Here is an 18,477-nt window from a genome sequence, read left to right as displayed (position 1 = left end):
CCATCACTGGGGACGGTGAGTGCGAAAGGGCGGCCTCGTGCCGCCCTTTTCATGTCGCGGCCGGCGGCGATGGCGGCCAGACGGCGGTTCCGCAGCCCCCCGATCGCCGGTCATGCGCGGCCGGTCAGAATACAATCCGAAGCAATGGGCTAGTGACAATCGCGCACTCATCCTTTAAGGGGGCCGCAAGGAGCCGGCAAACAGGCGCCCGGCTCCCGGAGGAACGATGAAAGCCCAGACCTTTCTGCCCGAAGATTATCGCCCCGCCGAAGACGAGCCCTTCATGAACGAGCGGCAACTGGAGTATTTCCGCCGCAAGCTGATTGCGTGGAAACAGGAATTGCTGGAACAGTCCGCCGAAACCCTTGAGGGTTTGCAGGACAGCGCGCGCAACGTGCCCGACCTGGCGGATCGCGCATCCGAGGAAACCGACCGTTCGCTGGAATTGCGCACCCGTGACCGCCAGCGCAAGCTGGTCAGCAAGATCGACTCGGCCCTGCGCCGGATCGAGACCGGCGAATACGGCTATTGCGAGATGACCGGCGAAGCGATCAGCCTCAAGCGGCTGGACGCGCGCCCCATCGCCACCATGACGCTGGAGGCGCAGGAGCGCCACGAGCGGCGCGAGCGCGTGCATCGCGACGACTGACGCGACCGGCGGCCGTCAGGCCGTGGTCACAGCATGACTGCGGGTGAACCTGCCATGTCCGCATTGAGGGATCGTCCCATCACCATCGTCGGCGCCGGCGTCGCCGGCCTGACAGCGGCCTGCGCGCTGGCGCGGCGGGGCGCGCGCGTCACGGTTCTGGAACGCGCGGGCGCGCTGCGCGAGCTGGGTGCAGGGCTGCAGATTTCACCGAATGCGGTGCGGGTTCTGGACGCGCTTGGGCTTTGGCCGCGCTTTCGCGACATCTCGCTGCGTTCGGACCGGGTCGAGCTGCGCGACTCGGCCGGCCGCATGGTCGCCCGGCTGGATCTGGACCGGCAGCGCCCGCAGGACCGCTTTCGCCTGGTCCACCGCGCCCGGCTGGTGGCGCTGCTCGAAGCCGCCGCGCGCGAGGCCGGGGCGCGGATCGAGCTGGGCCATGAGGTCACCGAGCCGCCCCGCGACTGCCCGTTGCTGATCGGCGCGGACGGGGTGAAAAGCCGCATCCGGCCGCTGCTCAATGGCAGCGAGGCGCCCTTTTTCACCGGCCAGACCGCCTGGCGCAGCCTGATCCCGGCCGAGCCGGGCGCGGCGGGCGCGGCGCAGGTCTTCATGGGGCCGGGGCGGCATCTGGTCAGCTATCCGCTGGGTCGGGGCCTGCGCAATATCGTCGCGGTGGTCGAGCGTCCCGACTGGCAGGACGAGGGCTGGTCGCTGCCCGGCGATCCGGCCGATCTGCGCGCGGCCTTCGCGCGTTTCGGCGGGCCGGTGCCGGGCTGGCTGGCGCAGGTCGAAAATGTCGGCATCTGGGGGCTGTTCCGGCATCCGGTCGCCGCGCATTGGCAGAACGGCCGCATGGCGCTGATCGGCGACGCGGCGCATCCGACGCTGCCCTTTCTGGCGCAGGGCGCCGTCATGGCGATCGAGGATGCCTGGGTGCTGGCCGCCTGTCTGGACGCCGATCCCGATCAGGCCGCGGCGCTGGCGCGGTTTCAGGCGCTGCGCCGGCCCCGCTGCCAGCGCATCGTCGAGGCCGCCAATGCCAATGCCCGCAATTATCACCTGCGCGGCCCGACCCGCGCGGTGGCCCATGCCGGGCTGCGCGCGGTCTCACGCCTGGCGCCCGGCCACCTGGCCGAACGTTTTGGCTGGCTTTACGATTACGATCCCGTCACCGCGACCGAGGCCGGCTGACGCCTTTCCGGTCGCGCTCGATCCATTTCCGCCCGGGTGGGCGCGGAACGCTTCAGGCCGCCTGTTCGACCGCCGCGACGATCCCCTCGACCACCTCGCGCAGGACGGTTTCATCCTCGGCCTCGGCCATGACGCGGATCAGCGGCTCGGTGCCGGATTTGCGGATCAGCACCCGGCCCGAGCCGTTCAGGCGCGCCTCGGCGCGGGCGATTTCGGCCTGCACGCTGTCCCTGGCCAGCGGATCCGCGCCATCGCGGTAGCGCACGTTCTTGAGCATCTGCGGCACCGGCTCGAACTGGGCCACCAATTCCGAGGCCCGCTGCCCGCTATCGGCCATCGCGGCCAGGAACTGCAGCCCGGCGATCAGCCCGTCGCCGGTGGTCGCGTAATCGGTCATCACGATATGGCCGGATTGCTCGCCGCCCAGGTTGAAGCCCTGCCCGCGCATCCGCTCGACCACATAGCGGTCGCCGACGGCGGTGCGCTCCAGCCGCAATCCGCGGGTCTGCAGGAAACGTTCCAGCCCCAGATTGGACATGACCGTGGCAACCAGCGCGCCGCCCCGCAGCCGGCCCTGTTCGGCCCAGCGGCCGGCCAGCAAGGCCATGATCTGGTCGCCATCCGCCACCCGACCCTGTTCGTCCACGATCATCACCCGGTCGGCATCGCCGTCCAGGCTGATGCCCATATCGGCGCCATGCTCCAGCACGGCACGGGCGCAGGCCTCGGGATGGGTCGAGCCGACGCCGTCATTGATGTTATGGCCGTCCGGGTTGACGCCCAGCGGGATGACCTCGGCCCCCAGTTCCCACAGCACATCCGGCGCGGCGCGATAGGCGGCGCCATTGGCGCAATCGACGACCACCTTCAGCCCGTCCAGCCGCCGGCCGGCCGGAAAGGTGGTCTTGGCATATTCGACATAGCGCCCGCGCCCGTCGTCGATCCGCCGCGCGCGGCCGATATTCTGCGGCTGCGCGGGCGCGATCTCGCCGGCGACGATGGTCTCGATCTCGGCCTCGGCCTCGTCCGAGAGCTTGAAGCCGTCGGGGCCGAAGAACTTGATGCCGTTGTCATGCGCGGGATTGTGGCTGGCCGAGATCATGATGCCCAGATCCGCCCGCATCGAGCGGGTCAGATAGCCCACCGCCGGGGTCGGCACCGGCCCCAGCAAGAGCACGTTCATGCCGGTGCTGGTCAGCCCGGCGGTCAGCGCGTTTTCCAGCATATAGCCCGACAGGCGGGTATCCTTGCCGATGACGACGCGGTGGTGATCCTCGCCATTGCGGCGAAAGAACCGGCCGGCGGCAGCGCCAAGGCGCAGCGCCATCTCGGCGGTCATCGGATGGCTATTGGCGCGGCCGCGCACCCCGTCGGTTCCGAAAAGTTTCCTGCTCATCTTTCCCCCTCGGTCACGGCCTGCCAGAGGGCGAGGCCCTGCCTTGTTTGTGCCACGTCATGGACGCGGTGGATTTGTATGCCCTGCGCGATCGCCGCCAGTGTCACAGCCAACGTTCCGGGAAAGCGCCCGGTTGCATCGGGGACATTGCCGACGCTGCCGATGAACCGCTTGCGCGACACGCCCAGCAACACCGCGCAGCCCAGCCCGTGAAACAGCGAGATCCGCCGCAGGATCGCCAGATTATGCGCCTGGGTCTTGCCGAAACCAATGCCCGGATCGATCACGATATGTGACCGGCGGATGCCCGCGGCCTCGGCCCGCGTGATGCGCTGCGCCAGCGCGTCATGGACATCCAGCAGCACATCATCGTAGCTGGGATTGTCCTGCATGGTCTCGGGGATGCCCTGGGCATGCATCAGGCAGACCGGCACCCCGGCCGCCGCGACCACGCCCGCCAGCGCCGGGTCGAAATCGAAGCCCGAGACATCGTTGACCATGCCCGCCCCGGCCGCCAGCGCGGCGCGCGCGACCGCCGATTTCCGCGTATCGACCGAGATCGCGGCCAGCCCCTGCGCGGCGGCAATGCCGGGGAGAATGCGGCCGATTTCCTCGGTGGCGGGAATTTCGCGCGCGCCGGGCCGGGTCGATTCGCCGCCGATATCAAGGATATCGGCGCCCTGCCCGGCCAGCAGCCGCACCTGCGCCGCGCCGTCATAGCTGCCGCCGTCCGAAAAGCTGTCCGGCGTGGCATTGACGATACCCATGATCCGCGGGCGGTCCATGCTCAGGCCAAGCAGCGGCGCGCGGGGCGCGGTCAGCGCCGCCATCACACTGTCCGGCGCGCGGTCCACGACGCGCGGCGCGGCACCGCGCCGCAACAGCTCGAACTGCGAAAAGCGCACCCAGCCGCCGGCCAGTTGCCAGCGCCCGGCCGGGCAGGGAATGGGGCGGAAATATTCGCTCATGAGCAAGCCCGATGCGCGGTCAATCACAGGCGCCGCATCGGGATCGGGAACCCCGCCGGCGCCGCCGGCATGGCCGCCCCCTCGAGGAGCGCCCAGTCCAGCGACGAGGCGCCCAGCCTTTCGGCCAGCCACAGGGCCAGCGCCCTTGCCTCGGCCGGCAGGCCCGCGACATCGCGCACCATGCGGGCGGGCGCCCAGACCACGGCGCGGCCCTCGGTCGCGGCCCAGTCCAGCTCGGTCCTGCTGTTGGCGACGGTCAGGCCCAGACGGCCGGCCAGCGCCCAGGCGGCCTGATCCAGCGCCAGCAATTCGATCTCTCGCGCATTGCCGCCCTGGGGCAGCGGCAGGCCCGGCGCATCGGGGACCAGCGCCACCGCGCCCTCGGGCAGGGGCAGATCCGCGCCCAGAAAGATGACCCGGATCGGGGCCGCGATCGCATCCGCCTGAACCCGCGCCTGCCGGCGCACCAGCGTCACCCCCAGAGCGCCGGGGATACGGTCCAGCTTCTCGACCGAGACCGCGACCTGCGCGGCGCGCGGGTGCATGAGGATCTGCGCGGCGATCTTTTCGGCCAGCGTTTCCAGAAGATCATAGCGGCGATCCGCCAGCCCCGCGGCCACGGCGCCGGTCAGGATGTCATAGCTGAGGATGCGGTCCACCTCGTCATTGACGCCGACGACATGGGCGGCCAGATCGACCTCGATATTGAAGCGCAACCGCTGCGGGTGGCCGCGCTCGGTCTGGAACGCGCCGATCTCGGCGGCGACGACATGGTCGCGCAGGTGAATGCGGTCTGGCTGCTCCATCGGGACCCTGTGTCATGCGGGCGGCCCCGCCGCAAGGGACGGGGCCGCTGGAATCTCGGATTGGTTTGCGCCGCCGCGCGACCCCGCGTCAAGCCCGATCAGTTCGAAGCAAGACGACGGTCCGAGCGATAGAAGATATGCGCCCCGATGCGGGTCGTGCGCTCGAAGCGGCGCGACCACGAAGGGCTGACGGCGCGGGTGTGGAAATAGGTCGCGCCATTGGTCAGCGTGCGCGGCGCGCCGGACAGCGCGGCGATGGCGATCTTGCGGACCCGGGCATAGGTGCCCTTGTCGCGAATCCGCGCGTTCTTGTTATAGGTGAACTGGCCGCGCTGGTTCACCACGGCGCAGACGGTCTGCGGAAAGCGCGGATGATCCACGCGGTTCAGGATGACCTCGGCCACGGCGCGCTGACCATTGGCGCCTTCGCCGCGGGCCTCGAAATAAAGCGCCTCGGACAGGCATTCCAGATCGCTCTGGCTGATCCTGGTGGCGGCAGCCTTGTTCCTGGCATTGACGCCATTGCCCTTTTCGGCCAGCGCGGGCAGCGTGGCCAAGGATGAAAAGGCGATCGCGACACACACAAAAACGCGCGCCCGCCATGACTTGTTCAGTGCCATGTTGGTCCTGTTTTCGGTTCTGATTTCCGGGAGCAGACCGGAAAGCTGCAATAAGGTGACCCCGTTCTGGGGCAAAGCTTCCCGGCTAAAGACGCTGAAACGCGGCCTTCGTTCCAGCCCACATATCGGTGAGCCTGGTTAATTGCCTGAATTTCTAATGGTTTGGCGGAAACCCGCCGATGGCATTTCGGCCAACGGGCGAATTCCGGCCAAAACCGGCGGATGCTAAGACCTGGGCGCGGGCCGGTTCTTCGCCTCTTCCCTGGCCATCAGAATCGATTCCTGTGCCGCCGCGAGGCGCGCGACCGGCACCCGGAAGGGCGAGCAGGACACATAGTTCACCCCGGCCCGCAGGCAAAAGGCGATCGATTCGGGATTGCCGCCATGTTCGCCGCAAACCGAGATGGTGATGCCCGGCTTGCGCCGGCGCGCGCGCTCGGCGCCGATGGCGACCAGCTCGCCCACGCCCTCCTGGTCGAGGATGTGGAACGGGTCCTCGGAATAGACGCCCTGGCTGACATAGGTGGCCATGAAGCGCCCGGCATCGTCGCGCGACAGGCCATAGGTCATCTGCGTCAGGTCATTGGTGCCGAAGGACAGAAAGGCCGTATGCTCGGCGATATCGCCGGCGCGCAGCGCGGCGCGCGGGGTTTCCACCATGACCCCCAGACGATAGGTGAAATCCTTGCGGGTCTCGTTGCGTACGGCGGCGGCGACAGCATCGATGCGGGTCTTGACCAGTTCGACCTCGCGCCGGGCGCTGACCAGCGGAATCATGATTTCGGGCACCACCGGATCGCCGTTATGGCTGGCCTCGATGGTGGCCTCGAAAATGGCGCGGGCCTGCATGTCGTAGATTTCCGGCACGGTGATGCCCAGCCGCACGCCGCGCATGCCCAGCATCGGGTTGAATTCCGACAGCGCCTGCACCCGGCGGGTGACGTCCGACAGCGGCAGATCCAGCGATTCCGCCAGTTCCCGCATGCCTTCGCGGTCATGGGGCAGGAACTCGTGCAGCGGCGGGTCGAACAGGCGGATGGTGACCGGCAGCCCGGCCATGATCTCGAACAGCTTGGTGAAATCGCCGCGCTGCATGGGCAGCAGGCGTTGCAGCGACAGGCTGCGATCCTCGGGGCGGCTGGCGAAAATCATCTCGCGCATGGCCGGCAGGCGTTCATCGTCGAAGAACATGTGCTCGGTCCGGCACAGCCCGATTCCCTGCGCGTTGAATGTGCGCGCGGTGCGGGCATCCTCGGGCGTGTCGGCATTGGCGCGGACCTTGATGCGGCATTCGGCATCCGCCCATTCCAGAAGCTGCGAAAAGCTGCCGTCAAGCGCCGGCTCTAGCATCTCGGCGGCGCCGGCCAGCACCTCGCCCGAGGTGCCGTCGATGGTGATCACCTCGCCCTCGCGGAACTGGCGGTTTCCGGCCTGCAGCAGGCGGCGGCGGGCGTCGATCTGGATGCCGCCCGCGCCGACGATGCAGGGCAGGCCGATGCCGCGGGCGATGACGGCCGCATGGCTGGTCATGCCGCCCCGCTCGGTCAGCACCGCGACCGAGGCATGCATGCCGCGGATATCCTCGGGGACGGTCTCGCGCCGCACGAGGACGCAACGCTCGCCGCGCGCCTCGGCATCCTGGGCGGCGGCGGCGGAAAAGACGATGCGGCCGGTCGCGGCGCCCGGGCTGGCATTGATGCCATGCGTGATCACGTCCCGAGGCGCGCGCGGATCCACCTGATGATGCAGAAGATCCGAAAGCGCGCGCGGCTCGACCCGCATGAGGGCCTCTTGCGGCGGAATGATCCCGTCACGCACCAGCGCGACGGCAGTGCGCACGCTGGCGCGCGAACTGCGCTGCGTGCGCACCGCGTCGATGATCGAAAGGCTGCCGTCCGAGACCACGAATTCGATCTGCATTTCCTCGCGCAGGCGCTCGCGCGCGGCGACGCCGAAGCGGACCAGATCGGCAAAGACCTCGGGCGCGGCCTCTTCCAGCGAGGGGCCGCGCGGATCGCGGGTAAGATAAAGCGTCTCGGCGCCCTCGCCCTTTGCCGTGCCCTGGGTCTGGCCGCGGAAGCGCCCGGTGATGCGCGGCGTGCCGGTCACGCTGTCGATGAACTGGATCGTGCCCGAGCCGGTGACGCCCGGGCCGATGGCCAGCGCCATGTCCTGCACCACCAGCCCCAGCGGCGCGATCGCCGGCGCGCCCTTGGCCTGGCGCAGAAGCCTGGCGGTCGGGCCGTCCCAGGCGCGGGCCATGGAGCGCAGCACCTCGGCCAGTTGCCGGGTGGGGTCCTGGGGAAATTCCTCGTCGGTTTCGTCCTCATAGGCGCGCAGCGTGGCGTCGAGCCCGATATCGCCATCCGAGAACATGTCCGGATCGAGCCGCGCGACATGAACCGCATAGGATTGCACGAAGCCCTGATAGAGCGCGTCGGCCGCGCTTTTGCCGCGCGTCTGCGCCAGGCGGGCGTGGCGGTCGCGGTTGATGCCCACGTTCAGCACCGTGCGCGGCCCGCCCCAGGCCGGGTCCCGCGCCGATGGCCGCACGCTGACAAGCCCGTCGGCGCGTTCGATGATCGCCGCAAGCCGGGCACGGTCGGGCATATGGCCGGCGGCGATGGCGCGCACCGCCTCGGCCGAGAGGGCGAAGCTGGGGGGAACCGGCAGGTCCATGCGGATGAGCCGCTGCAGACATTTCGCGCGCCAGCCATGGGTCGAGGTATGCACCGCGGCAGAGGCGGTGATTTCGATAATGGCGGCGGGATCGGTCAGCGCTTTCATGATGCCGACACATTAGGCACGGGCCGCGCTTTGCTGCAAGTGCGAAGCGATGGGGCGGCAAAAGCCGGGGGCTGCCGCCCCCGGACCCCCGCGGATATTTGCGTGAAGAAGAAGAGATCAGCCCTCGATGCGGGTGAAATCGGCGATCTGGCGGCCGGCTTCGCGAATGCGCGAGAGCAGGTTGAGCCGGTTGCGGCGCAGGATCTGGTTGTCGGTATTGACCTGAACCGCCTCGAAAAACGCATCAATGGGGGTGCGGAGTGCTGCGATGGCCTGCATGGCGGCGGGGAAATCCTCCTGTGCCATGGCCTTTCTGATCGCGGGTTCGGCGGTGTCGAGGGCCTTGAAGAGGGCGCGTTCCTGATCGGTTTCGGCGAATTTTTCATCGGCGCCGAAGCTGTATTCGACGCCGTCCTTTTCCTCGGCCTGGGCAAGGATATTGCCGGCGCGCTTGAGGCCCTGGGTCAGGTTCCGGCCGTCCTCGGTCTGCAGCATGTCGTTCAGCGCAGTGGCGCGGTTCACCACCTGCACGAGGTCGTCATTGCCGGGCTGGGCCAGCACCGCGTCGATGATGTCGTGGCGGATGCCTTGGTCGCGGAGATGGACCTTGAGGCGGTCGTGGAGGAAGGTGAGGAGGTCGGAAGCCAAGCTGACCGACCTGTCTGAAAGATTGCCATCGTCGTGTGCGCTCTCAATCTGCGCAATAGCTATTTTCAGCGCCTCGGCCTCTAAGTTCAGCGCCGCTACGCGCACTCCCAAATCATCCGCATGGGGGATTAACTGAGCATATTTTAGAGCTGCGTTCTCCCTCACAGCTTGCCCAACAACATGAGCAGCCACGGGTTTCATCATCATTTTTTCTAGTGACAATTTACAGTTATTCCCCAAAACCAACCGAATAACCCCCAACGCCGCGCGGCGCAGCGCAAAGGGGTCCTTCGACCCCGTAGGCTTCTCATCAATCGCCCAGAAGCCCGTCAGCGTGTCGATCTTGTCGGCCAGCGCCACGGCCACGGAGACCGGCGCGGTCGGCACCTCATCCGAGGGTCCAAGCGGCGAATAATGGTCGCGGGCGGCATCGGCGATGGCGGGCGCCTTGCCGGCCTCCAGCGCGTAATAGCGGCCCATGATGCCCTGCAATTCGGGGAATTCGCCGACCATGGCGCTGCGCAGGTCCAGTTTCGCAAGGCGCGCGGCCTCTTCGGCCTGATCGCGGTCGGCGTCGACCAGCGGGGCGATTTCACGCGCCAGCGCGGCAATGCGGGCGATGCGGTCGGCCTGCGATCCCAGCTTGTTATGGAAGGTCACGGATTTCAGGCCCTCGGCCCATGCCTTCATGCCCGCTTTCGCCTCGCGCAGGTCGTTTTCAAAGAAAAAGGCCGCGTCGGAGAGGCGCGCGGCCAGCACGCGCTGGTTGCCCGCAAGGATCGTCGCGCCGTCATCGGGGGTTTCGATATTGGCGACGGTGACGAAACCTTCGATCCGGCCGGTTTTCGGGTTCCGGGCCGAAAAGAATTTCTGATGCTCCTTCATCGAGGTTTGCAGCACCTCGGGCGGCAGGGTCAGAAAGCGGTCCTCGATCGCGCCCATCAGGGGGACGGGCCATTCGACAAGGCCCGCAACCTCGGACAAAAGCCCGTCATCGGGGACGATGTCCCAGCCGCGGGCAAAGGCCAGGTTCGCGGCCTCCTGCCGGATCGCGGCCTCGCGCTCGGCACTGTCCAGCATGACGCGGGCGCGGCGCAGCTTGGCGGCGTAATCGTCGAATCCGGTGACGGTAAAGGCGTCGGGGGCCATGAAGCGATGCCCGCGCGTGGTGTCGCCGGCACGGATGCCCTCGATTTCCAGCGGCACGACCTGCGCGCCGGATTCGTCGGAAAGCAGGCAGATGATCGAATGCAGCGGGCGGACCCAACGCAGGCTGCCCGCGCCCCAACGCATGGATTTCGGCCAGGGGAAATTGCGGATGGTGGCGTCCAGCACCCCGGCCACGATATCGGCCGCCGGGCGGCCCGGGCGGGTGATGGTGGCGAACCAGACCTGGCCTTTCTTGTCGTCACGGACCTCAAGCTGGTCTTTCGTCAGGCCAGCCCCGCGCAGAAAACCCTCAAGCGCCTTTTCGGGGGCGTCGGTGCGGGGTCCCTTGCGCTCTTCGTGCGTGGTGGGGCTTTCGGCGCTTAGGCCCTGCACGGTCAGCGTCAGGCGGCGGGGCGTGCTGAACGCACCGGCCGAAGCATAGGTCAGCCCGGCCTCGACCAGCCCATCGGTGATGCGTTTCTTCAGGTCCTCACGCGCGCGGGCCTGCATGCGCGCCGGGATTTCCTCGGAAAAAAGTTCGATCAGCAGGTCGGGCATCAGTCCATCACTCCGCGTTCCGGGGTCTTGTCGTTATATTGGTGCCAGCCATAGGCGCGGCCATCGGGATAGACGGCGATCACGCGATCCACGTCGGGGCGGATCTCGGGCCGGGACAGATAGGCCGTGGCGGCGCCGGTTTCCAGATCGTGGCCGATCCGGTCGGCCTCGAAACAGTCGAACCAGTTCGGGCCATAGGCCGGGGCAGCGGCGGGGAATCTTTCGGCCGCAGGCGGCAGCGGCCCGTCCAGACGGAAACAGCCGCGCCAGCGATGCGGCGCGCTGGAGGCGTCGATGATCCGGGCGTCCCGCACCGGCAGGGGTTGCGCCTGCCCGCCCGCCATGATCGTCAGATCGGCCGCAGCCGGGTCGATTTCATCGTAATAGGCGTATTCCTGGGCATACCAGATCCCGCCACCGACCAGCGCGGCGGCGGCGAGCAGGGCAAGGACGGGCCATTTTCCGTTCACGCCGCGACCTCATCGGCGCGCGCCGCGTCGGTGGTGACGAACAGATCGGCGCAGGCCTTGGCCAGGGCGCGTACGCGGCCGATATAGGCCTGACGCTCGGTCACGCTGATCACGCCGCGCGCATCCAGCAGGTTGAACAGGTGGCTGGCCTTGATGCACTGGTCATAGGCCGGGTGCGCCATGGGGATGCGGCGACCGGCCCCGTCCGCCTCGGCGGCGGTCAGGATACGGGTGCATTCGGCCTCGGCATCCCTGAAATGGTCGAAGAGCATCTTGGTATCGGCCTGATCGAAATTCCAGCGCGAATATTCCCGCTCGCTCTGGCGGAAGATGTCGCCATAGCTCAGCGGAATCGGGCTGTCCGGGGCGTTGAAGGGCATGTCCATGACATGCTCGATGCCCAGCACATACATGGCGAGGCGCTCCAGCCCATAGGTCAGTTCGCCCGAGACCGGCTTGCAGTCATGGCCGCCGACCTGCTGGAAATAGGTGAACTGGCTCACCTCCATGCCGTCGCACCAGACCTCCCAGCCCAGACCCCATGCGCCCAGCGTCGGGCTTTCCCAGTCGTCCTCGACGAAACGGACATCGTGGATCATCGGGTCCAGACCGATCGCCTTGAGGCTGCCCAGATAAAGCTCCTGCAGGTTCGGCGGGCTGGGTTTGATGATCACCTGATACTGATAGTAATGCTGCAGCCGGTTCGGATTCTCGCCATAGCGCCCGTCGGTCGGCCGGCGCGAGGGCTGGACATAGGCCGCCGCCCAGGGCCGCGCGCCAAGGCTGCGCAAGGTGGTCGCGGGATGGAACGTGCCCGCCCCCACCTCCATGTCATAGGGTTGCAGCACCGCGCAGCCCTGCGCCGCCCAATAGGTCTGAAGGCGCAGGATCACGTCCTGAAAGCAGACCGGTTTCGCCATCCGGTCGTCCTGGGGGCTGGTCATCTGCGCATCCTTCGGCATAACTGGCAGAAAATGTCAGCCGTCTTCTAGGCAGAGGCCGGCGCGGGGTCAATGAGAGGGGCGTGCATGCGGCGTTTTGCATTCATCATCGGGGCGGCCTTGCCGCTGATCGCGGCCAATTCCGCCATGGCCGAGGTAGTGGTGATCCGGATCGAGGCAAAACGCGGCAGCGAGGCCGCCGAGGCGACGGCGCAGGGCTGGCGCGCGCAATTCCCCGATGTCGTGACCTTTCCGCTGGCCGATGGCTGGATCGGCATTGCCTTGGGTCCGATGCCGCGCGAGGCGGCAACGGCCCGCCTGTCCGAGCTGAAAGGCCAGAACAGGGTTCCCGCCGACAGCTTCCTGTCCGCAGCCGCGGGCCGCGAGCTGATGCAGATCGGGCCGGCAGGCGATGACCCGGCCGCGGAGGACAGCCCAACGACGCAGGACGCGGTGCCGGATGGCGGGGCGGGTTCGCCCTCGATCTTTCCATCGGATGCCACCGGGGCGGGTTCCGTGACCGGGATGGGCGCGACCCCCGCGACCACGCCCGGGGCCGAGGACGAGCCCCCGCCCCCGGTCGAGCCCGCCGCCCCGGCAGGGTTCTTCATCCGCATCTCCTCTACCGCCGACCGCCAGCAGGCCGAGGAAACCCTGGCGGAGTATCGCGAACTTCTGCCCGAGGCGGGCCTCTGGACCCTGCCCAACGGCCGGCTGGTCGTCGCGCTTGGCCCCTATGACGAGGCCGCCGCCGGGGCATGGCTGGCCGCCTTCAAGAATGCCAGGGCGATCCCGCGCGACGCCTTTGTCGTGCCGGGCGCCGAGATCGGCGAGAGCGCCATCGCCGGCGACACCCCGCAGGCCGGCACGCTCGAGGGCGCCGGCTCGCAACCCATGCCACCGCTGGAGGATGTCCAGCGCGCGCTGCGATGGGCGGGGCGCTATGACGGCGCCATCGACGGCAAGGACGGCCCCGCCACGCAGGCCGCCATCGCCCAGGAAATCCTGCGCCAGCGCGCCTCGCCCGATGCGGCTTTGGCGATGCGGGACCTGATCCGCCGCCGCGAGGCATGGCGCGACGAGATCGGCCTGACGCAATTGCAGGACGCCCATACCGGACTGGCCCTGCCAGCGCCGATGGACAGGCTGCAATTCGACCGCTCGGAACGCGCGCTGTCGATCTACGGGCCGAAAGATGGCTCGGGCGCGGCGCTGATCCTGTTCTCGCAGCCCGGCGGCCAGCAGGAGATGCTGGATCTTGCCGGGCTGGTCACGGCGCTTGGCTGGGTGCCACAGCCGCAACGGCAGGTCGCGCAGGGCAGCGTCGTGCTGGACGGGCGCAACCAGACCCATATCGGCCATGCCGAGGGCCGTGTGGTCGATGGCCGCGTTCAGGGTTTCGTGCTGATCTGGCCGATCGCGGACGCCGAAAATCAGCACCGCCTGTCCGCCGAGATCTCGGACAACCTGGCCCGCTTCGCGCCCGGCGCCGGCGAAACCGCGCCCGAGACGCCGGCGATCGCACCGGCCGTGCCCGGGAACTAGGTTTTTCGGCGGCAGGGGCGGCTCGACCGGGACCGAGTCAGGACCGCCAGAAGCGCGGCAGCAACAGGACAAAGACCGAAAGCAGCTCCAGCCGGCCGATATACATCCCCAGGATCATCAGCCATTTCGCCGCGGCGGGAAAATCGTTGATCGCGCCGTTCGCGCCAATCTCCGGCCCCCAGACAGGTCCGATATTGGCAATCGCGGTCCAGGCGCCGGTCAGTGCCGTGCGCGGGTGCAGCCCGGTCAGCGCCAGCCCGACGATCAGCAGGCCAAAGCTCAGGATGAACAGGGTGAAAAAGGCCATGACCGAATCGACCACGCCCTGCTCCAGCGGGCGGCCCTCATATTTCAGCGGAAAGATGCGGTGCGGCGACTGCATGCGCCGCAACTGCGCCTTGACCGCCTGGAACAGGACCAGATAGCGGAACACCTTGACCGAACACGAGGTCGAGCCGGTGCAGCCGCCGATCAGCCCGACGACGATCAGGATCGCAAAGGGCAGATGCCCCCATTGCGTCACATCGGTCGAGGCATAGCCGGTGCCGGAGAATGTCGAGACCACGTTGAACACCGTCTCGCGGATCACGGCCTCGGGGTCGCCGGCCCCAAGCCAGACCAGCCGGTAAAGCACGATCACCGCGATCGCGTAGAAGGTCCAGCGCAGATAGGCCCGGATCTGGATGTCGCGCCACATCGGCCCGGCCGAGCCGCGGACCAGCTGGACCATGCGGATGAACGGAATCGAGGCCAGGATCATGAACAGCGAGGCGACATATTCCAGCGGTCCGATATAGGCCCCGAAACTGGCGTCGAACTGCGCGAATCCGCCGGTCGAGGATGTCGACAGCGACAGGACCAGCGCATCATAGCCCTGCATGCCCAGCAGCAGATAGGCCAGCGCGCAGCATGCGGTCAGCGCGCAATAGATGCCGGTCATCTCGCCCGCGATGTCAAAGGCGCGGGGCAGGATCTTGCCCTGCGTATCGAAGCCTTCGGACTTGAAGAACTGCATGCCGCCGACCTTCATCACCGGCAGAAAGATCATCGCGACGACGATGATCCCCAGCCCTCCGGCCCAGTTCAGAAAGCCGCGCCAAAGGTTGATGCCGCGCGGCAGGCTGTCCAGTTCAGGGAATGCCGTGGTGCCGGTGGTGGTAAAGCCCGACATGGCCTCGAAATAGGCATCGGTGAAGCCGACATGCGGCGGCCCCATCAGAAAGGGCAATGCGCCGGCAAGCGGCAGCACCAGCCAGAGCGCGGCGGTCAGCAGGAATGCCTGCTGGATGGTCAGCGACTTGTCGGCCTGCCGCGTGGCGAGCGCCAGCAGCGCGCCGGCCATCATGGTCAGAAAGCCCGCCTCCAGAAACACCTGCCAGTTCGGGTCGCCCGCCCACAGGTCCACCGCCATGGGCAGCGCCATCGCCGCCCCCAGCGTGACGACCAGCTTGCCGACAATGTTTGCCACGGGACGGATATCGATCATGCCGCCTTGCTTGCCCTGCCGCTTGGCCTCCGTCAAGCCGCCGGCGCTTGCGCGCGCCCGTCCGAGTGCCTATAGAGGGTGCGATGCGGGTGTAGCTCAATGGTAGAGCAGCAGCCTTCCAAGCTGAATACGTGGGTTCGATTCCCATCACCCGCTCCATTGTGCACCTAGCACAGACTTTATTTTCAATGCTTTCAGGTACTTGCATTCCCTTCCAGTGCACTCTAAGGCACACACGGGGCACACATGGGACTTGTCTTGAAGCATATTGAACAGACCAAATCGGGCAGCTTTCAGTATCGCCGCCGCGTTCCCAAAGCGGTCGGCACGGTCATCATCAAGCGCGAATTCAAGCGCAAACTGGGTGATTCCCGGCGTGAGGCCCTTGCCGCCTATCCCCGGTATCATGCCGAGGTAGAGCGTGAGATTGAGACTGCGCGGGCGCGGATCGCCCGAGGCAATGCCGTGCAGGGGAGCGGGATGACGGAGTTGGAGGCGTATCAGGAAGCCCTCCGGCTGCGCGGTGAAATGCTGGCCGAGGGATACGGGGAGTGGGATTTTCTTTCTGCCGCCGATATAATCGTGAACCGCTACCCTGTGGACCCTGAAACGGATGACCCCATCGGGGCAACTGCTCTGGACACCCATACCATCAACATGCTTCGCTTAGGGCCAGAGCGCCACCTTCCCCCGCCGCCGACGCTGGACGACGCGCGTAAGCTCTATCTCAAGGAACACCTGCGGGCCGATAACCCGGACACGGATAGTCGCGTGGTGGGGCTGGCCAACAGGGTCATTGATGCAGCGATAGCAGCGATGGGGCGCAATCCCGAACTGTCCGCGATCACGCGCGAGGACGCCCGCAGGACACGCGACCACATGCTAGACCGGGTGAAGGCCACGGGCAGGGGCGTGGGTGAGAAGGTCAGCGCGTCCACTGTATCGCGGGAACTGTCGATCATCAGCGCGGTCGTCAACTTCGCCTTGGTCGAGTTCGGCCTTGATGCGACGGTGCAGAACCCGTTCCGCCGTCTTCCCGTCGCGCGGGTGGCAAAGGGACAGGGGCAGAAGGCATCCGACAAGCGCACCCCGCTGCCGCCCGAAGTCCTCGCAGAAGCCCGCCAAAGGGTTCTCGGTAAGGCTGCGCCCGAACTGGCCCTGATCTGGCGTCTGATCGAGGGAACGGGGTGCCGGATTGCCGAGGTTACGGGGCTGCTGATCGAGGATGTCAGGCTGACGGGCGAGTTTCCCCACATCCGCATTGAACCCAACGCTGTGCGCAGCTTGAAGACAGAGACTTCCCGGCGCGTTGTGCCGCTTGTCGGGGACGCCTTGAGGGCCGCGACGGAGGCGCTTGAGCTGGTCCAAGGGGGTGACAGCCTGTTCCCGTCCTATGGCCGTCCACGGGGCAGCGATGCGGCGTCCGCGTCCCTGATGAAGCATCTGCGCAGGGTCACGCTGGATACAAAGCACGTCATCCATTCGCTGCGCCACAACATGAAGGACTGGCTTGTCTTGGCCGAGGTGGCATCGCTGGAACAGAACCTGATACTCGGCCACACGCTGGGCGGTGTGGGTGATCGCGTCTATGGCGGCGAGGTGGCAAAGCTGCGCGCGACCACCAGAGCGATGCAGCGGGCGCATGAGGTGAAGGAAGCGCGGTAGGTGGAGTATCCCATCCCAGAGGAGGAAGGGCCAGACGGGCGACCAGTGAAGGCTTCTCTATCGGCCACAGAAACGCGCATATGCGTGGTCCTACTGGCTGCGTGTTATGGTGGTCGGTGCTGCGTTCCCCGTCCCCGAGGAGTGAAGACCACAGAGCCGGGGGTAGGTGGAGGATTGAGGAGTGAGCGCCGGTCGGGGGTGATCCCGTACAAGCGGCACACTGTCCCCTGTGGTCCGCATGAACGTCGCTGGGCGCGACTGGGCGAACCTATCCGATGTCCACAGGATGGGCTTTGCGTGGTCCTGTTGGGTGGGTGTCTGTCGGAGGAGGTGAGGAGTGGGGCACGTCAGGGACATGTCCAACCACAGCACATGGAACCTCCCTTCTACATGTAAAGTAAAGTGTAAAGGGGGGCCTCACTCCAAGACCGGGGGGTAATTGCCTCCTGCCCCCTCGGAAGGGACAGCAAAGTGTCCTTGAGGTGTCCCACCTACCTACTCCCCACTCCCCACTCCCTGATAGAGCCGCGTAGAGACTCACACACGGGTAGCTATGGTTTGCGGCTGGAAGGTGCAGGATTCCCTGACATGGCGCCCTGCGGGCTTCTCTGGGCTTCTATGGTGTGGTTGGGTTGTGGACGGGGTTCTGATCCGAGTTTTGCGGCGCAGGGGCCGATCCCCCGTCTTCGCCCTCTCACTTCCATCCCCCCGTAGAGCCTCACAGCGGCCCGTAGAGCGACGCCTGACAGGCCCGCTAGGCTATTCCCATGTCAGGCGGAGGAGAGGCCACACGGGGCTTCTGCGGGCCTCTCTCTTTCGCTTTGGTGGCTAGTCTATGCAGTCGCGTCCTCTGGGGGCAGGTGTCCGGTCGGCAGGTCAAGGCTGCGCTCTACCGACTGAACCAAGGACCGCGCCCAACGCAGATGGCAGTAGACCTCCTCCATGTCGGGGACAGGGGCGACCACGTGCCGTATCGTCGTCCCCAGAAACTCCATCGCCATTGTCAGATCATCCACTGCCGCCTGTGTTGTAAGCTGTTCCGTGCTGGCGCTGGGGGCTTCGCTGGTAGTCATGTCATTTCCTCTTGTTGCAGTGGCGGCATCCTACAAAGGATATCCACGCAAGTCACTGAAATAATTAGTTCTCTTGTCGGGACTGCCTCCTGTCAACTACGCTTGGCGCTGGGCTTCCCTGCTCGTGGGATGGTTCCTTTATCGGGACGGTCTGCGGGGCAATTCCCCGCTGCCAGCCGCTCCTCGCCCATGACATAGGCGCCGTCCTTGCGGATCGCGGGCAGGACCGTGCCAGTCACCCAATCTTGGAACGCCTTGGCCTCCTTCTTGTCGCTGCGGAGGACGAGCCGATAGAGGCCCGCTTCGTTGACCAACTTGTTCGGGCGACCGCGCTGGCCGGGGATTTTGAAGTCGCAAACATGGTTCTGATCCATGTTAGAGAGTCCATTCCCGGTATATTTGATGCCCAGCACGTTCAGCACGTCCCGCACGACGAACCACGGGGTTCCGTCAAGGGTCACTGTGCGGATGGGGTGCTTGTCGAGGAAGGTGAAGGTGCCGCGTCAGGGCGCTCACAAAGGCCCG

The 18,477-nt window shown here is 66.8% G+C and carries 15 protein-coding genes and 1 tRNA gene; 5 read left to right on the top strand and 11 right to left on the bottom strand.

Features of this window, described 5'->3' with window-relative positions; genetic code table 11:
• Positions 1–226 precede the first annotated feature (226 nt).
• Together dksA and IT41_RS00870 are read left to right on the top strand one after the other, a co-directional pair.
• Positions 227–649: an RNA polymerase-binding protein DksA gene (gene dksA / locus IT41_RS00875; protein WP_036737945.1), complete on the top strand. Its 423-nt coding sequence runs from the start codon at positions 227–229 to the stop codon at positions 647–649.
• A gap of 54 nt (positions 650–703) precedes the next feature.
• Positions 704–1,840: an FAD-dependent oxidoreductase gene (locus tag IT41_RS00870; protein ID WP_036737944.1), complete on the top strand. Its 1,137-nt coding sequence runs from the start codon at positions 704–706 to the stop codon at positions 1,838–1,840.
• A 52-nt stretch (positions 1,841–1,892) separates the two neighbouring features.
• On the opposite strand, the gene glmM is transcribed toward IT41_RS00870, so the two are convergent.
• From glmM to IT41_RS00830, 8 genes are all read right to left on the bottom strand, one after another.
• A complete protein-coding gene (glmM, locus tag IT41_RS00865; RefSeq protein WP_036737943.1) occupies positions 1,893–3,236 on the bottom strand; it encodes a phosphoglucosamine mutase in 1,344 nt (447 codons plus the stop codon).
• Positions 3,233–4,204, bottom strand: coding sequence for a dihydropteroate synthase (folP, locus tag IT41_RS00860; RefSeq protein WP_036737942.1), 972 nt, complete (start codon positions 4,202–4,204; stop codon positions 3,233–3,235). The genes glmM and folP overlap by 4 nt, the downstream gene beginning before the upstream one ends.
• A 23-nt stretch (positions 4,205–4,227) precedes the next feature.
• On the bottom strand, positions 4,228–5,010 hold the full coding sequence (locus IT41_RS00855; RefSeq protein WP_036737938.1) for a dihydroneopterin aldolase: 783 nt from the start codon (positions 5,008–5,010) through the stop codon (positions 4,228–4,230).
• A gap of 98 nt (positions 5,011–5,108) precedes the next feature.
• A complete protein-coding gene (locus IT41_RS00850; protein ID WP_036738172.1) occupies positions 5,109–5,630 on the bottom strand; it encodes a cell wall hydrolase in 522 nt (173 codons plus the stop codon).
• 225 nt (positions 5,631–5,855) lie between these two features.
• Positions 5,856–8,417: a putative PEP-binding protein gene (locus IT41_RS00845; RefSeq protein WP_036737937.1), complete on the bottom strand. Its 2,562-nt coding sequence runs from the start codon at positions 8,415–8,417 to the stop codon at positions 5,856–5,858.
• Between the two features lie 117 nt (positions 8,418–8,534).
• The gene (glyS, locus tag IT41_RS00840; RefSeq protein ID WP_036737936.1) at positions 8,535–10,772 is read right to left on the bottom strand and encodes a glycine--tRNA ligase subunit beta; all 2,238 of its coding nucleotides are present in this window, start codon (positions 10,770–10,772) and stop codon (positions 8,535–8,537) included.
• Positions 10,772–11,242: a DUF6446 family protein gene (locus IT41_RS00835; RefSeq protein WP_036737935.1), complete on the bottom strand. Its 471-nt coding sequence runs from the start codon at positions 11,240–11,242 to the stop codon at positions 10,772–10,774. The genes glyS and IT41_RS00835 overlap by 1 nt, the downstream gene beginning before the upstream one ends.
• On the bottom strand, positions 11,239–12,186 hold the full coding sequence (locus IT41_RS00830; protein ID WP_036738169.1) for a glycine--tRNA ligase subunit alpha: 948 nt from the start codon (positions 12,184–12,186) through the stop codon (positions 11,239–11,241). Before IT41_RS00830 ends, IT41_RS00835 begins: the two co-directional genes overlap by 4 nt.
• Positions 12,187–12,270: 84 nt before the next feature.
• On the opposite strand from IT41_RS00830, the gene IT41_RS00825 reads away from it, so the two are divergent.
• Positions 12,271–13,728: a peptidoglycan-binding domain-containing protein gene (locus IT41_RS00825; RefSeq protein ID WP_036737934.1), complete on the top strand. Its 1,458-nt coding sequence runs from the start codon at positions 12,271–12,273 to the stop codon at positions 13,726–13,728.
• 37 nt (positions 13,729–13,765) lie between these two features.
• On the opposite strand, the gene IT41_RS00820 is transcribed toward IT41_RS00825, so the two are convergent.
• Entirely contained in the window at positions 13,766–15,214 is a 1,449-nt protein-coding gene (locus tag IT41_RS00820; RefSeq protein WP_036738167.1) for a TrkH family potassium uptake protein, read from the bottom strand.
• A gap of 85 nt (positions 15,215–15,299) precedes the next feature.
• Between IT41_RS00820 and IT41_RS00815 the strand changes: the two genes are divergently transcribed.
• Positions 15,300–15,373: transfer RNA gene (locus tag IT41_RS00815), tRNA-Gly, on the top strand.
• A gap of 99 nt (positions 15,374–15,472) precedes the next feature.
• Positions 15,473–16,879, top strand: a complete 1,407-nt coding sequence (locus tag IT41_RS00810) for a tyrosine-type recombinase/integrase (RefSeq protein ID WP_175496375.1) — start codon at positions 15,473–15,475, stop codon at positions 16,877–16,879.
• An 833-nt stretch (positions 16,880–17,712) separates the two neighbouring features.
• Here IT41_RS00810 and IT41_RS00805 read toward each other — a convergent pair.
• Complete coding sequence (locus IT41_RS00805) at positions 17,713–17,952, bottom strand: hypothetical protein (protein WP_036737931.1); 240 nt, start codon at positions 17,950–17,952, stop codon at positions 17,713–17,715.
• Positions 17,953–18,044: 92 nt separating this feature from the next.
• A complete protein-coding gene (locus IT41_RS00800; protein WP_197055960.1) occupies positions 18,045–18,413 on the bottom strand; it encodes a BRO-N domain-containing protein in 369 nt (122 codons plus the stop codon).
• Between the last annotated feature and the right edge of the window lie 64 nt (positions 18,414–18,477).

Origin of the sequence: Paracoccus halophilus, assembly GCF_000763905.1 — a bacterium.
GTDB lineage: Bacteria > Pseudomonadota > Alphaproteobacteria > Rhodobacterales > Rhodobacteraceae > Paracoccus > Paracoccus halophilus.
The sequence above is the reverse complement of the archived record's forward strand: the minus strand, read 5'-3'. Positions and strand labels throughout refer to the sequence as shown.

What these genes read in the sequence shown, in the direction of transcription:
- glyS (WP_036737936.1), bottom strand. Translation starts at nt 10,772, where the DNA reads ATGCCCGACCTGCTGATCGAACTTTTTTCCGAGGAAATCCCGGCGCGC.
- dksA (WP_036737945.1), top strand. Translation starts at nt 227, where the DNA reads ATGAAAGCCCAGACCTTTCTGCCCGAAGATTATCGCCCCGCCGAAGAC.
- glmM (WP_036737943.1), bottom strand. Translation starts at nt 3,236, where the DNA reads ATGAGCAGGAAACTTTTCGGAACCGACGGGGTGCGCGGCCGCGCCAAT.
- IT41_RS00830 (WP_036738169.1), bottom strand. Translation starts at nt 12,186, where the DNA reads ATGACCAGCCCCCAGGACGACCGGATGGCGAAACCGGTCTGCTTTCAG.
- folP (WP_036737942.1), bottom strand. Translation starts at nt 4,204, where the DNA reads ATGAGCGAATATTTCCGCCCCATTCCCTGCCCGGCCGGGCGCTGGCAA.
- IT41_RS00845 (WP_036737937.1), bottom strand. Translation starts at nt 8,417, where the DNA reads ATGAAAGCGCTGACCGATCCCGCCGCCATTATCGAAATCACCGCCTCT.
- IT41_RS00850 (WP_036738172.1), bottom strand. Translation starts at nt 5,630, where the DNA reads ATGGCACTGAACAAGTCATGGCGGGCGCGCGTTTTTGTGTGTGTCGCG.
- IT41_RS00825 (WP_036737934.1), top strand. Translation starts at nt 12,271, where the DNA reads ATGCGGCGTTTTGCATTCATCATCGGGGCGGCCTTGCCGCTGATCGCG.
- IT41_RS00820 (WP_036738167.1), bottom strand. Translation starts at nt 15,214, where the DNA reads ATGATCGATATCCGTCCCGTGGCAAACATTGTCGGCAAGCTGGTCGTC.
- IT41_RS00855 (WP_036737938.1), bottom strand. Translation starts at nt 5,010, where the DNA reads ATGGAGCAGCCAGACCGCATTCACCTGCGCGACCATGTCGTCGCCGCC.
- IT41_RS00870 (WP_036737944.1), top strand. Translation starts at nt 704, where the DNA reads ATGTCCGCATTGAGGGATCGTCCCATCACCATCGTCGGCGCCGGCGTC.
- IT41_RS00805 (WP_036737931.1), bottom strand. Translation starts at nt 17,952, where the DNA reads ATGACTACCAGCGAAGCCCCCAGCGCCAGCACGGAACAGCTTACAACA.